15 protein-coding genes are annotated in these 13,183 nt (G+C 74.5%); 6 read left to right on the top strand and 9 right to left on the bottom strand.

Translation table 11 applies throughout. From position 1 onward, the window contains the following. Position 1: 1 nt before the first annotated feature. Both O7604_RS01355 and O7604_RS01350 read left to right on the top strand, forming a co-directional pair. Entirely contained in the window at positions 2-991 is a 990-nt protein-coding gene (locus tag O7604_RS01355) for an ABC transporter ATP-binding protein (RefSeq protein WP_269701160.1), read from the top strand. Then, complete coding sequence (locus tag O7604_RS01350) at positions 991-1,716, top strand: ABC transporter ATP-binding protein (protein ID WP_281578629.1); 726 nt, start codon at positions 991-993, stop codon at positions 1,714-1,716. The genes O7604_RS01355 and O7604_RS01350 overlap by 1 nt, the downstream gene beginning before the upstream one ends. 51 nt (positions 1,717-1,767) lie before the next feature. On the opposite strand, the gene O7604_RS01345 is transcribed toward O7604_RS01350, so the two are convergent. Both O7604_RS01345 and O7604_RS01340 read right to left on the bottom strand, forming a co-directional pair. Beyond that, positions 1,768-2,220 carry a GNAT family N-acetyltransferase gene (locus O7604_RS01345; protein WP_071096201.1) on the bottom strand — a complete coding sequence of 151 codons (453 nt, stop codon included), beginning with the start codon at positions 2,218-2,220 and terminating at the stop codon, positions 1,768-1,770. A gap of 75 nt (positions 2,221-2,295) precedes the next feature. Beyond that, positions 2,296-3,444: a helix-turn-helix domain-containing protein gene (locus O7604_RS01340; RefSeq protein ID WP_281578628.1), complete on the bottom strand. Its 1,149-nt coding sequence runs from the start codon at positions 3,442-3,444 to the stop codon at positions 2,296-2,298. A gap of 172 nt (positions 3,445-3,616) precedes the next feature. Between O7604_RS01340 and O7604_RS01335 the strand changes: the two genes are divergently transcribed. Next, positions 3,617-4,891, top strand: a complete 1,275-nt coding sequence (locus O7604_RS01335; RefSeq protein ID WP_281578627.1) for a YncE family protein — start codon at positions 3,617-3,619, stop codon at positions 4,889-4,891. Positions 4,892-4,942: 51 nt separating this feature from the next. Here O7604_RS01335 and O7604_RS01330 read toward each other — a convergent pair whose 3' ends face one another. Further along, on the bottom strand, positions 4,943-6,538 hold the full coding sequence (locus tag O7604_RS01330) for an alpha/beta hydrolase (RefSeq protein WP_269701150.1): 1,596 nt from the start codon (positions 6,536-6,538) through the stop codon (positions 4,943-4,945). A gap of 19 nt (positions 6,539-6,557) precedes the next feature. Beyond that, positions 6,558-7,670, bottom strand: a complete 1,113-nt coding sequence (locus O7604_RS01325) for an ATP-dependent DNA ligase (RefSeq protein WP_281578626.1) — start codon at positions 7,668-7,670, stop codon at positions 6,558-6,560. Positions 7,671-7,806: 136 nt separating this feature from the next. On the opposite strand from O7604_RS01325, the gene O7604_RS01320 reads away from it, so the two are divergent. Together O7604_RS01320 and O7604_RS01315 are read left to right on the top strand one after the other, a co-directional pair. After that, the gene (locus tag O7604_RS01320; RefSeq protein WP_030503031.1) at positions 7,807-8,019 is read left to right on the top strand and encodes a hypothetical protein; all 213 of its coding nucleotides are present in this window, start codon (positions 7,807-7,809) and stop codon (positions 8,017-8,019) included. 256 nt (positions 8,020-8,275) lie between these two features. Beyond that, complete coding sequence (locus O7604_RS01315) at positions 8,276-8,698, top strand: SRPBCC family protein (RefSeq protein ID WP_281578625.1); 423 nt, start codon at positions 8,276-8,278, stop codon at positions 8,696-8,698. Here the strand turns inward: O7604_RS01315 and O7604_RS01310 are convergent. Next, on the bottom strand, positions 8,673-9,161 hold the full coding sequence (locus tag O7604_RS01310) for a GNAT family N-acetyltransferase (RefSeq protein ID WP_269701143.1): 489 nt from the start codon (positions 9,159-9,161) through the stop codon (positions 8,673-8,675). The genes O7604_RS01315 and O7604_RS01310 overlap by 26 nt on opposite strands. A gap of 45 nt (positions 9,162-9,206) precedes the next feature. Between O7604_RS01310 and O7604_RS01305 the strand changes: the two genes are divergently transcribed. Continuing rightward, entirely contained in the window at positions 9,207-9,737 is a 531-nt protein-coding gene (locus O7604_RS01305; protein ID WP_269701141.1) for a DUF1990 domain-containing protein, read from the top strand. 4 nt (positions 9,738-9,741) lie between these two features. On the opposite strand, the gene O7604_RS01300 is transcribed toward O7604_RS01305, so the two are convergent. The 4 genes from O7604_RS01300 to O7604_RS01285 all read right to left on the bottom strand — a co-directional run bounded on the left by O7604_RS01300 (position 9,742) and on the right by O7604_RS01285 (position 13,146). Then, positions 9,742-10,659 (bottom strand): DNA-3-methyladenine glycosylase 2 family protein, encoded by a 918-nt coding sequence (locus O7604_RS01300; protein ID WP_332367326.1) that lies wholly within the window; start codon positions 10,657-10,659, stop codon positions 9,742-9,744. A 147-nt stretch (positions 10,660-10,806) separates the two neighbouring features. Continuing rightward, a complete protein-coding gene (locus O7604_RS01295; RefSeq protein ID WP_269701139.1) occupies positions 10,807-11,466 on the bottom strand; it encodes a hypothetical protein in 660 nt (219 codons plus the stop codon). Between the two features lie 205 nt (positions 11,467-11,671). After that, positions 11,672-12,451, bottom strand: coding sequence for a zf-HC2 domain-containing protein (locus O7604_RS01290; protein WP_269701138.1), 780 nt, complete (start codon positions 12,449-12,451; stop codon positions 11,672-11,674). Then, positions 12,448-13,146 carry a sigma-70 family RNA polymerase sigma factor gene (locus O7604_RS01285; RefSeq protein WP_047893132.1) on the bottom strand — a complete coding sequence of 233 codons (699 nt, stop codon included), beginning with the start codon at positions 13,144-13,146 and terminating at the stop codon, positions 12,448-12,450. Before O7604_RS01285 ends, O7604_RS01290 begins: the two co-directional genes overlap by 4 nt. Between the last annotated feature and the right edge of the window lie 37 nt (positions 13,147-13,183).

The raw sequence follows: 13,183 nt of genomic DNA, 5'->3' as shown, positions 1-13,183 counted from the left end.
GATGACCGCGACCGCCGAGGCGTCCGTACCGGACCTGGCGTCCCTGCAACAGCGTGCGGCCGAGCGGGCCGCCGAGCGGGCCGGGGGACGGGACCGGCTGCGCGGGCACATCGTCTGTGACGGCCTGGTGCGCATCTTCAAGACCGAGGGCGTCGAGGTCGTCGCGCTCCAGGGCCTCGACCTGGTCATCGACCGGGGCGAACTGGTCGCGATCGTCGGTGCCTCCGGCTCCGGCAAGTCGACGCTGCTGAACATCCTGTCCGGCCTGGACACCCCGACCGCGGGTATCGCGCGGGTCGCCGACTACGACCTGCTGTCGCTGTCGAACAAGCGGCGGCTGGCGTACCGGCGCGACGTGGTCGGGTTCATCTGGCAGCAGACCGGCCGGAACCTGCTGCCGTACCTGACCGCGCTGGAGAACGTGGAGCTGCCGATGAAGCTGGCCGGGCGGGCCGGCGGGCGGCGCAAGCGGCGGGAACGGGCCCGTGAGCTGCTGGACATGGTGGGTGTCGGCTACTGCGCGGACCGGCGGCCGGGCCAGATGAGCGGCGGCGAGCAGCAGCGCTGCGCGGTCGCCGTGGCCGTCGCCAACGATCCGGAGATCCTCTTCGCCGACGAGCCGACGGGTGAGCTGGACGAGGCCACCGGCGCCGAGGTCTTCGCCGCGCTGCGCACCATCAACGCCGAACTGGGGGTCACCATCGTCGTGGTCACCCACGACCACGCCGTGGCCGGCCAGGTCCGCCGTACCGTCGCGATCCGCGACGGCCGGACCGCCTCCGAGGTACGTCGGACCGCGCGCGTCACGGCCGACGGCGGCACCGAGATGGTCAGCGAGGAGTACGCGGTGCTGGACCGCACCGGCCGGATGCAGCTTCCGGCGCAGTTCGTGGAGGCGCTGTCCCTGCGCGACCGGGTCCGGCTCAACCTGGAACCCGACCACGTCGAGGTGCGCCCCGGCGACCGGACGCACGCCGAGGAGAGTGAGTGATGACCGACCAGACAGTGGTGCTGCCGGCCGTGCCGGCGTCGGCCGTCGAGGACGTGGTCCGGGTCGAGGGGGTGAGCCGCACCTTCGGCAAGGGGGAGCACGCCGTGCACGCCGTGCGGGACGTCTCGTTCGCGGCGGGACGCGGTGAGCTGGTCGCCGTCCGGGGCCGCTCCGGCGCCGGCAAGACCACGCTGCTGAACCTGGTCGGCGGCCTGGACCGGCCGGACGCCGGGCAGATCCGGGTGGCCGGGCACGACGTCACCGCGGCGGGCGAACGGGAACTGCTGGCGTTGCGCCGGGGCACGATCGGGTTCGTGTTCCAGACGTTCGGCCTGGTGCCGATCCTGTCCGCGGCGGAGAACGTCGGGGTGCCGCTGCGGCTGGCGAAGGTGCCGGCGGCCGAGCGGGAGCAGCGGGTGGCGGTGCTGCTGGAACTGGTCGGGCTGGGCGGGCACGCCGCGCAGCGCCCGTACGAGCTGTCCGGCGGTCAGCAGCAGCGGGTGGCGGTGGCCCGGGCGCTGGCGAACGAACCGGACCTGCTGATCGCCGACGAGCCCACCGGTCAGCTCGACTCCGAGACCGGCCGGTCGATCATGGACCTGCTGCGCGCGGTGGTGCACGCCCGGGGCATGACCGCACTGGTCGCCACGCACGACCCGGCGCTGATCGAGCTGGCCGACCGTACGCTCACGCTGCGCGACGGCCGGCTGGTGTCGGAGGACTGACCCGGGTGACCGGGCCGCCCGTCGTGCGGCCCGGCACCCGGTCGCGGCCGGTCAGAGCGCCAGCTTCATGCCCTCGTGGCTGGCGACGAAGCCCAGATCGCGGTAGAACCGGTGCGCGTCGGCGCGCTGCTTGTCGGTGGTGAGCTGCACCAGAGCGCAGCCGTGCTCGCGGGCCCTGTCGATCGCCCAGCGCATCATCGTCCGGCCCAGTCCGTGCCCGCGCCGGTCGGAGCGGACGCGTACCGACTCGATCAGGCACCGCTCGGCGCCGTGCCGCCCCAGCCCGGGGATGTACGTGAGCTGGAAACAGCCGACCAACTCCCCGCCGTCGTCGGCGACGATCAGATGGTTGCGCGGATCGGCGTCGAGGTCGGCGAAGGCCCGCTCGTACGCCTCGTCCACCTCGGGCAGGTCACGGGTACGGCCCAGCACGTCGTCGGCGAGCAGCGCGAGTACGGCGGGCAGGTCGGCGCGGACCGCCTCCCGGAAGATCACCTCGGTCACCCGGCCAGCCTGGCACAGCGCCTCGTGCCGGTGGCGCGCGGGCGTCCGGTCCGACGCGCAGCGGGTACGGCGGAGTCAGTCGCCGTCCAGCCAGCTCCGCAACGCCCACCACCAGTGCACGGTCTCCGGCACCGTGCACCGCGTCCCCTCCTCGGCCGGTGGCCCGCCGGTCAGCTCCCGCAGCCGCCGCAGCCGGTAGCGCACCGTGTTCGGGTGGACGTGCAGCGCGGCGGCCGTCGGGTCCAGCCGCTGGCCGTGGTGCAGCCAGGCGAGCGCGGTGCCGGCCAGCTCCCGGTGGAAGCCGTCGGCCGGCTCGAGCGCGCCGAGCAGCGTGCCGCGCAGCAGCTCCGCCAGCAGCGGCTGGGCCGCCAGCGCGGTCTCCCCGGCCAGGTCGGTGACCCGGCGCAGCCCGCGCAGCCGCCGGTTCGCCGCAGTGGCCAGCGCCGCCAGGCACAGCGCGTACATGGCTGGGGCCCGTGCCAGCGGCTGCGCGGGCGCCACCAGCGTCAGCAGGTCGGCCGGTGCCGCGTCGGGCGGTCGCGGAAGCAACCCGGCGAGCCGGTCGTCGACAGTGCCGAGCAGGCCGCCGCGTGCGGTGAGCTGCCGATGCAGGGCGTACGCCCGGACCGGGTCGGGCGGCGCGGCCACCACGCAGTGGTAGCGCCCGTCCGGCCGCAACCCGAACCGGGTCAGCTCGCCCGGGGACAGACCGGCGGGGCCGTCGCGCAGCAGCCGCCGCAGCAGGTGTGCCCGGGCCGCCGCGCCGGTACGTGCCAGGTCCCGCTCGGCGTCGCGGTGCCCGTCGACCACCGCCCGCTCCACCGCCGCGGCGTACCGGCCGATGGTGAGCAGCCCCTCCAGCAGCACCTCGTCGGGGATGCCGGTGGCCCGGCCATGCCGGACCACCAGTTCCACCGCCCGGTCCCGCCCGGCCTGCACCCCGCGCAGCAGACCGGCCACCGAGACGCCCTGCGCCGCGCGGTCCGCGCCCAGCCGCCGGGCCTCGGCGAAGTCGCGTACGGCCGGGTCCTCGCGGCGTTCCAGCGCGCCCAGGCCGCTGGTCAGCAGCAGGACGACCTGGCGGCGTACCTCGTCGGCGGGTAGCCGGGCCACCTCGGGGGAGTTCGCGCGGGCCGCCCGCGCCACCTCGTCGACGGCGGCCGGATCGGCGGACAGGTCGCGCAGCAACGCGCCGAACCGCTGGGCGTGTCCGGTCCGGATCATCGGCGTCCGCCGCCCTCCCGTTGTCGCCGCGGCACAACCGGGGCGCGCGGGCGTTGGCGTCCGGTCCCTAGCCTCGGCGGCCGGCTGGTTGCTCTCCTGGTTGTTACCGCAAGGTAACACCGTTCGCGCCACTGAGAAACGTCGATGCCGTACCGGCTGCCAGGAGGCGTCCATGACCCCCGTGCCACAGCGTCCGTCCCGTACCCGCCGCCGCACCGGCCTCGCCGTGCTGGCCGCGCTCGCCCTGATCGCGCCGTCGCCGCTGGTTGCGGCCCCGGCGCCGGCCATCGCCGCCGTGGCACTCCAGGAGGTGATGTTCGTCGGCAACAACTGGGACGGCACCGCCGACGTCATCCGCTCCCGCGGCGACTACGCCAGGCTCGGCCGGATCAACGTGATCCCGGACCGCGCCGCGCGCCTGCGCGAGATCTACCTCAACCCGATCAGGCTGGCGTTCTTCCTCGGCATCCGACAGGGCCCCGGCGAGGGCCACGACCAGCTCATCGACGACATGTACACCACGCCGGACGGCACCGCGCTCGTGGTGTCCCGGCCCAGCTTCGCCGACGTCGTCTCGATCGACCTCGCCACCGGAGCGCTGCGCTGGCGGTTCCCGGTCTCCGGCTACCGCGCCGACCACATGGCCGTCTCGCCCGACGGCACCCGCGTCGCGGTCTCCGCCTCCACCTCCAACACCGTGCACGTGCTGGACATCCGCACCGGCGCGCAACTCGGCTCGTTCGGCGCCGGCGACAAGCCGCACGAGAACATCTACACCGACGGCGGCACCCGGCTGTGGAACATGTCCATCGGCGAGGTGAACACCGACCTGGACGCGCCGTGGCTCGACTGGACCAAGGGCGACCGGCGGATCACCGTCGCCGACACCACCACGTACCAGGTGGTCAAGGTGATCGACATGCGGGACCGGCTCGACGCCGCCGGCCGCCGCGACCTCTCCGACGCGGTCCGCCCCGCCGTGTTCACCCCCGACGGCAGCCGCCTCTACTTCCAGGTGTCCTTCTTCAACGGCGTGGTCGAGTACGACGTTGCCACCGACCGGGTCACCCGCGTCGCCACGCTGCCGAAGAACCCGGCCACCAGCGAGGACCGCACCACCTGGGTGAACGACTCCCGGCACCACGGCCTGTCGATGAGCCCCGACGGCACCCGGATCTGCGTCGCCGGCACCATGGACGACTACGCCACCGTGGTGGACCGGGCCACGCTGCGCGAGGGCCCGCTGGTGCCCGCGAGCAAGCCGTACTGGGCCACCGTCAGCGGAGACGGCCGCGACTGCGTGATCTCCGAATCCGGCGCCGACCGGGTCACCGCGATCAACTTCGCGACCGGGCAGAAGGTCGCGAGCGTCCCGGTCGGCGACCACCCCCAGCGCGTGCGCATCGGGCACATCGCGGAGGGTTGGACGCCCCCGGCCGCCGGCTGACCGCCGGCGTTCGACGGCCGGCGGCCGGCTCGTCGGCCGCCGGCCGGACCGTCACCGGGCGGGGCAGCGCAGCCCTTCCCGGGGGACGGTCAGCGAGATCAGGTACGCGTCGACCGCCGACGTCACGCACGGCGTCTGCGGGTACGCGGTGTGCCCCTCGCCCTCCCAGGTGAGCACCCGACCCACGCCCAGCATCGCGGCCAGGGCGGGCGTCTGCTCGTACGGCGTGGCCGGGTCACCCGTGGTGCCGACCACCAGGATCGGCGGCGCGCCGTCGGCCCGGCCGGTCGGGTACGGGTCCCGCTCCCCGGGCCACTCCACGCAGCCCAGCATCCCCACCGCCAGGGCGGGACCGAACAGCGGATATTTCTGCCGCCACTGCGACTGCAACGAGCGGACCTGCTCGCGCGACGGCTTCTCGGTCTCGTCCGCGCAGTTGACCGCCAGGTTCGCGTCGAACAGGTTGGAGTAGTGGCCGTCCGGCTCGCGGCCCGCGTACGAGTCGGCCAGCTTGAACACGCCGTCCGGGTCGCCGCCCTGCAGGTCGTCGATCGCCCGGGCCAGCTCCTGCCAGCCCTGCTCGGTGTAGAGCGAGGAGATCACCGCGTAGAAGACCCAGCCGGCGGTGGCCTTGCGGCCGTCCCGCGCGCGGACCGGGGAGGCCTTCGCCTTGGCGATCGCGTCGGTGACCGCACCCCGGGCGTCCGGGGCGATCGGGCAGCCGCCCGCGTTCGCCGCGCACCACCTGGTGAAGTTGTCGAACGCCCGCTCGAAGCCCTTCGCCTGGCTCTCCGAACCGGCGATCAGTTTCTGCTGCGGGTCGACTGCGCCGTCGAGCACCAGGGCGCGTACGCGCTGCGGGTAGAGCTGGGCGTAGGTGGCGCCGAGCAGCGTGCCGTAGGAGTAGCCGAGGTACGTCAGCTTGTCGTCGCCGACCGCCGCGCGGACCGCGTCCATGTCTCGCGCGGCCTGCTCGGTGCCGTAGAGCGCGAGCTGGTCGCCGTACTTCGCGCCGCACCGCTCACCGATGCGCCGGTTGAGCCCGACGAAGCCGTCGAACGACGACTGGCTCTCCGGGTCGGGGTCGTAGCCGAAACTGGCGTCCAGGTCGGCGTCGGAGATGCACTTGACCGGGCTGGACCGGGCCACCCCGCGCGGGTCGAAGCCGACGATGTCGAACCGGTCGGTGACCGACGTCGGCAACCCGCCGAACGCCGCGAAGGACAGGTAGACGGCGGTGTCCACACCCGAGGCGCCCGGCCCGCCGGGGTTGACCACCAGCGAGCCGATCCGGTCGCGCTGCTTGGTCGAACGGGCCCGGATCAGCGCGATCTCGAACGTCTCGCCCGCGCCCGGCCCGGCGGTCGCGCCGGTGGTGGCCCCGGTGCCCCAGTTGCGCGGCACGGCGATCCGGGCGCAGTCGTAGCGCATGTCCGGCGCACCCCGGCCGACCAGCTCGTTCGGCACCTCCGGGCAGGCCCGCCACTGCGGGGCGGTGCCCGGCGGGGCGGCCTCGCCCTCGCTCTCGGCGCGCGGGGCGAACGCCGGCAGCGTGCAGCCGGCGGTGAGCACCACCGCCGCGACGAACGCGGCCAGAGCGGGCCGGAACCGGCGGGTGGGGAAGCGAGTCACGTGGGCGCCTTCCATGATCGTGTCGACCGTCAGGCTACGCCCGGCCGCTGGTGTCACCGACCGTCGCCGCCGGATCGCCGCGCAGCACCTCGTCGACGTCGTAACGGATCGGGCGGTCGAGCTGGCCGTAGCCGCAGGAGCGGGGATCGCGGTCGGGTCGCCAGCGCAGGAACCGGGCAGTGTGCCGCAGCCGGTCGCCCTCCATCGCGTCGTAGGCCACCTCGACCACGAGCGCCGGGCGCAGCGGCTCCCACTCCAGGTTCTTGCCGCCGGTCCACCGGCTCACCCCGCCGGGGATGCGCTGGCCCCGCTCGTGGTCGCCGTGCACCCACGGGTGCCCGTCGCCGACGTGGCGGTAGGGCTCCAGCTCGTCGAGCAGTTCCTTGCGGCGGGCCATGGTGAACGAGGAGCTCACGCCGATGTGGTGCAGGACGCCGTCGTCGTCGTAGAGGCCGAGCAGCAGCGAGCCGACCACCGGACCGGACTTGTGCCAGCGGAACCCGGCCACCACCGCGTCCATCGTGCGCGCGTGCTTGACCTTGAACATGAGCCGCTTGCCCGGCTCGTACGGCAGGTCGGCCGGCTTGACGATCAGCCCGTCCAGCCCGGCGCCCTCGAACACCTCGAACCAGCGGCGGGCCGTCTCCGGGTCGGTGGTCACCTGGGTCACGTGCACCGGCGGGCGCACCCCGGACAGGGCCTGCTCCAGCCGCTTCCGGCGCTGCGGGTAGGGCTGGTCGGTGAGCAGCTCGTCGTCGACCGCCAGCAGGTCGAACGCGACGAAGTCGGCCGGGGTGGTCTCGGCCAGCAGCTTCACCCGCGAGGCGGCCGGATGGATCCGCTGGGCCAGCAGCTCGAAGTTGAGCCGCGGCTGCCCACCCGGGCCGTCCCGGCGGATCACGATCAGCTCGCCGTCGACGGCGCACCGGGCCGGGAGCTGGCGGCGTGCCTGCTCGACGACCTCCGGGAAGTAGCGCGTCATCGACTTGCCGCCCCGGCTGGCCAGCTCGACCTCGTCGCCGTCGCGGAAGACGATGCAGCGGAAGCCGTCCCACTTCGGCTCGTAGGTCAGGCCGTGGTCGGTGGGCAACTCGGCCACGCTCTTGGCGAGCATCGGCTCGACCGGAGGGTTGATCGGCAGGTCCACGGCGACCAGTCAACCAGACCGCACCGACAGTGGTGAGGCAGATCACCGCCGGTGGCCGGGTGGCGTGTCCCGTACCGGGTGCCTTCGTCACCGCCGCCCGGATGGTGAAACCGCAGGTCAGAGCTACCGTCGCGGCGTGCCGGAGTGGAGTTGCGGATGCTGCGGGCGCTGGCGGGTCAGCGTCGAGCTGATCCGCGGCCGCTACCGCTACCGGCTGGCGCACCGCTACCCGCCCGAGCACGGCGGCGGCGCGAACGTCGTCGGCGAGGTCGGCTCGGTCGCCGAGCTGGAACACCTGCTGAAGCGGTACGCCCCGGTCACCCTGGCCGACCTCCACGAGGCCGCCTGACGGCGCCGCCCCGGCGGCCCCGCTCCCCGCCGACCGGTGCCGCCCAGGCGGCCCCGCCGATCTTGGAGTTGTGGCACCTCGCAAAGGTGGCGAGCGGGACATCGTGGGCGCCACAACTCCAAGATCGCGGGCGACGGCCGGGCTACGCCGGGCGGCGGGTGACGGGTGACGGGCGACGGGTGGGTGCGCGGGGCGGCGGTGGGGCGGGGCGCGGGCATAGGCTGAGCGGACCGTCCACGGGGGAGGGAAGAAGCCCATGCGGTTCGCCGAGTCCGTCGACATCGCCGCCGACGTCGACCGGGTCTGGGAGGTGCAGAGCGACATCGATCGCTGGCCCGAGTGGACGCCGTCGGTCACCGCCGCCCGTCGGCTGGAGCCCGGTCCGCTGCTCCTCGGCTCGACGGCCCGGCTGGAGCAGCCCCGGCTGCGCCCGGCCGTGTGGCGGGTCGTGGAGATCTATCCGCCGTACTCGTTCGCCTGGGAGTCGGCGAGCCCCGGCGTGCGCACCCGGGGTGAGCACCGGCTGATCCCGCTGGAGGACGGGCGCACCCGGGCCGAGTTGATCCTGGTGCAGACCGGTCCGCTGGCCTGGCTGGTCGGACTGCTCGGCGGCTCCACCATGCGCCGCTACCTGCGGCAGGAGGCGGACGGGCTCAGGCACCGCTGCGAGCAGGGCTGACCGTCTTCTCCAGCACGGCGAGGCGGTTGCCGTTCTCGTCCGGCCGGTGCGCCACCACCTGGTAGCCGCGCCGCGCGTACAGGGCCAGGTTCGCCGCGCTGTCCGCGCCGGTGAACAGCGCGAACCGGGCCACCCGGCCCGCGCAGGCCCGCTCGACGGCGTCCAGCAGCCGTCCGCCGACGCCCCGGCCCTGCTGGTCCGGCGCGACCGAGAGGCGGCCCACGTGGGCGGTGTCACCGTCTACGCGGGCGCGTACCGAGCCGACCAGGCGGGCGCCGCACCGGGCGGCGAGCACCACGTCCGGGCCGGCCAGCGCCGCCCGGACCTCGTCCAGCGTCTCGGTCAGCGGCGGCAGGAACACGTCCCGGTAGCGCTGCGCCTCCACCAGGTAAGCGGCACGCTGCACGGTGAGGATCTCCCCGGCGTCGGCGGGGTCGGCGGGGGCGATGGTTACGTCGGTCACCGGCTCAGCTCACCACAGCCCTGCGGGGCGGCCGTACCCTGGCGGGTGTTCCCCGAGAGCGAGGAGGTGGCCGCCGTGCCCGAGCTGACGTACCCGGAGGTGGGCGCGACCCGCGACGGCGGCCTGCCGGCCGGCTACCACCACCTGCGCCACCGGGTCCGGCTGCCGGACGGTGGTTTCCCGGTGGCGGCGGACGCGGTACTGGGCTGGCGGCTGCACCGCGCGGCCGGCGTGGTGATGCGCGCGGACGCGCCGCGCGCCGCACCCGGGGTACGGGTCACGCCGGGGCTCGGTGTCGGCCCGGTACGGCTGTGGGGCCCGACCGAGGTGGTCTGGACGGTGGACGAGCGGGACCGGGCCGGGTTCGGCTACGGCACGCTGCCCGGGCACCCGGAGGTCGGCGAGGAGGCGTTCCTGGTGACCCGGGGCGCCGACGGCGTCTGGTTCGAGGTGACCGCGTTCAGCCGCCCCGCCCACTGGTACGTGCGGGCCGGCGGGCCGGTCGTGCTCGGGTTCCAGCGGGCGTACGCCTGGTGGCTGGGGCGGACGCTGCGGCGGCTGTGCCGGCGGCGCTGAGCGGTCAGTAGCGGGCGAAGGAACGGATCGGGGCGCGCGGGCCGTACTTCGGTGCCTGGACGCCGGCCGCCTCCAGCAGCACGCACACCCGGCCGCGGTGCCCCCGGAACGGCTCCAGCAGCGCCAGCATCCGGGCGTCGTCGCCGCGCGGCTCCCCGGCCAGCGCCCAGGCCACGGTGTTCGGCACGTGGTAGTCGCCGACGCTGACCGCGTCCGGGTCCCCGTACGCGACGCGCACCACCTCGGCGGCGGTCCACGGCCCGATGCCGGGGATCGCGGTGAGCCGCCGGGTGGCCTCGGCCGAGTCGGCGCAGCGTTCCAGCCGGTCCGCGACGGCCGCCGCGCGGCGCAGCGTGTCGGCGCGCCGCTGCTCCACCCCGAACGGGTGGAACACCCAGTACGGCGCTGCCGCCACCGCGGCTGGCTCCGGCGGCAGCAGCAGGGGTTGCAGCGGGCCGGGCGCGGGCTCGCGGAAGTGCCGCACCGTCGCGGCGTACGCCCGGTACGCCTCCTTGCCGGTGACCTTCTGCTCGAAGACGGCCCGCAGCAGCCGGGGGAAGACCTGGCCGGTGGCCGGCATCCGCAGCCCGTGGTGCGTGTGCGCGAGGCGGGCCACCAGCGGATGCGCGGCGGCGAGCGCGCCGAACCCGGTCAGGTCGTCGCACAGACCGGCGATCCGGTCGGCCCGCTCGACGACCCAGCCGGCGCCCGGGCCGTACCCCTCGGCGGTCAGCTCACCGGACTCCGGGCGCAGCGCCAGCGTGGCCGGGCCGTCCGGGGTGCGGGTGGCCCACCAGAACGTGCCGGCGGCGATCCGCGCGCACGGGTCGTACGGGCTGAACGTGAGCGCCCGCACCGACGGGGCCAGGCGGTAGCCGGCCGGCGGGCGCAGCGTACGGCGGGCGTCGGGCGAGGTCACCAGGCCACTCTGCCACGCGACCCGGCCGTGACGCCGGGCACGCCCCGCGTGCCGGGAGGCGGGCCGATGCCGGTGCGGCCCGCCTCCCGGGTTCGCGACGGTGACCGGCCGCGCCCTCCCCGGCGGCGACCGGTCACCGTGTCCGGTGCGTCAGTACGAGTAGTCCGACCCGCCGCCGGAGCTGTTCGAGCTGCCCGCCGCGGGCGGCGCGACCGCCTTGGGCGTGCCGGTCGGCAGGCAGGTCAGGTTCTTCTTGCCGTTCGGGTCGACCACGAACCAGGTGCCGCCGACGCCCTGGCCCTTCCACTGGCCGGGCTTCTTGTCGCCGATGTAGCGGTAGACCGGCCAGCCGCCGATGGTGAGCTGCCGCGTGCCGTCCTGGCGGGTGATGGTGCCGACGTTGTCGTCGGAGACGCCGCGCAGCTTCGGGTTGCCGTCGGTGAGCGACGGCGGCCAGACCTCGGCGCACTTGTCCACGCAGTTGGACTGCGGCGGGTCGTCGGAGTCCTTGTCGAACCGGTACAGCACCCAGCCGTCCTGGTCGGTGACGACGCGGCCCATCCGGGGCAGCTTCTTGCCGACCAGCTCGTCGGTGATCTTCACGTTGGCCGGGGGCGCCTTGTCCGCGACCGGCTCCTCCTCGGGAGCCGCTGACGCCTCCGGTTCGGCCGCCGCGGTGGGTTCGGCCGCGGCGACGGCGACCGGCTCGGCCGCGCCCGAGTTCGCCCCGTTGTAGCCTGCTGGGGCGCAGGCCGTAAGTGCGACCATCGCGCTCGCGACGATGACGGTCGTCCGCTTGTGGTGTGCCACGTGCCCTCCTCGTTCTTGGCAGTTCGCCGAGTAGTACGGGCGCGGCACTGTCAAGGTTGAACCGGCAACGGTGGCACATTTCACAGTGGACCGATTGAACCGATGGGCGTCCCGCTGCGTGCGTCAGCACGAGGGGGCCCGTCGGCCCGGACACGACACGACGGCGCCGGGCGGTCCAGCCACCCGGCGCCGTCGGCACCACCGATCAGATGTCGTCCACCGTCACCAGCGTGCTGGCCACCCCGTTCGCGTCGACCGACTGCACCTGAAGCTTGTCGATGTCGCGTACCGGCGCCGACGTGGACGCGCTCAGCTGCAGCGGAAGCTGGTTCTGGTTCGTCCCGTAGCCGCCGACCGGCACCGACCAGGTGGAGATCACCTCGGTCGTGGCGTTCTTGCGGACCACCACCAGCCGGCACGTGCGCGGCCCCGGCAGGCGGCTCAGCTGCACCCCGATCTGCGTGCCGTACTCCTTGCGGGCCAGCCACATCGTGGTCTGCACGCCCGTCCCCGGGTCGGTCGCGTTGTGCTGGTCGCCCTCGATCTCCTCCGGCCCGCCGACGCCCGGGTCGTTCGGGTTGCCCGGCTCGCCGCTCGGCGCGACGCTCGGCGCGGCCTGCGTCGGCACCGCCTGCGGCGTCGCCGGATCGTCACCGAGCATCCCGGCCGCCGCCGCGCTCGCGCCGCCGAACACCACCACGGCCGCCGCTGTCGCCAGCAACTGCCGCACCCGGGTACGACGGCGGTCCCGCCGTACCGCCATCAGCGTCCGGTCCAGCAGCGCCGGATCGGTGTGCGTCTGCTCCAGCGCGGCCATCGCCTCGCCGTCGATGCCGGAGAGCAGCCCCACCACCGGGACCATCGTCTCCAGTTCCGCAGCGCAGGCCCAGCAGGTGGCCAGATGCTCCTCGAACCGCTCCGCGTCCTGCGCGTCCAGCACGCCGAGCGCGTACGCGGCGACGTCCATGTGGTCGGCCCGGCTCATTCGGTCACCCCCCTCTCCTGCAGAGCCGTGCGCAGCGCGCGCAGCGCGTAGTAGACCCGCGACTTGGCGGTACCCAGCGGAAGCCCCAGCTCCTCGGCCGCCTCCGGCACGGTGCGTCCCCGGAAGTACGTCGCCACCAGGATCTCCCGGTGCGACTGGCTCAGCGTACGCAGCGCGTCCGCGACGGTCATGGTGCGCAGCACCCGGTCGGTGCTGTCCGACTCGGCGAACATGGTCAGATCCCGGTCGTACGTCTCGGGCGGGCGGGCCTGCTCGCTGCGGTGCTCGTCGATGGCGATCCGCCGGGCCACCGTGACCAGCCACGGGCGCAGCGAGCCCTGGCCCTGCACGCCGAGCCGGTGCGCGTTGCGCCACGCCCGCAGCAGCGTCTCCTGCACGATGTCCTCGGCACGCTGCCGGTCTCCGCCGGTCAGCCGCATGACGAACATCAGCAGCGGGCCGGCGTGCTCGGCGTAGAGCAGGCGGATCAGCTGGTCGGAGTGGCTGGCCTCGGCGGAGGTCGCCTGGTGGCGTCCGGGAGCGGGTCGCGGCGGCACCGGGTCATTCTGGCGATCGGCGGACCGGGCGTCGACCCCCCGGCCCGAACGCGAGGCGCGCGAGTGTGGTTGTGCCCGGGCGAACATCCACTCAGGCCGCGCCACCTCGCCGTGCCAGCCGGCCGCCACTGCATGCATGCAGACCTCCGCTGTCCAATGACATCAGCCGGCCCCC

The organism is Micromonospora sp. WMMA1947, assembly GCF_027497355.1.
GTDB lineage: Bacteria > Actinomycetota > Actinomycetes > Mycobacteriales > Micromonosporaceae > Micromonospora.
The sequence above is the reverse complement of the archived record's forward strand: the minus strand, read 5'-3'. Positions and strand labels throughout refer to the sequence as shown.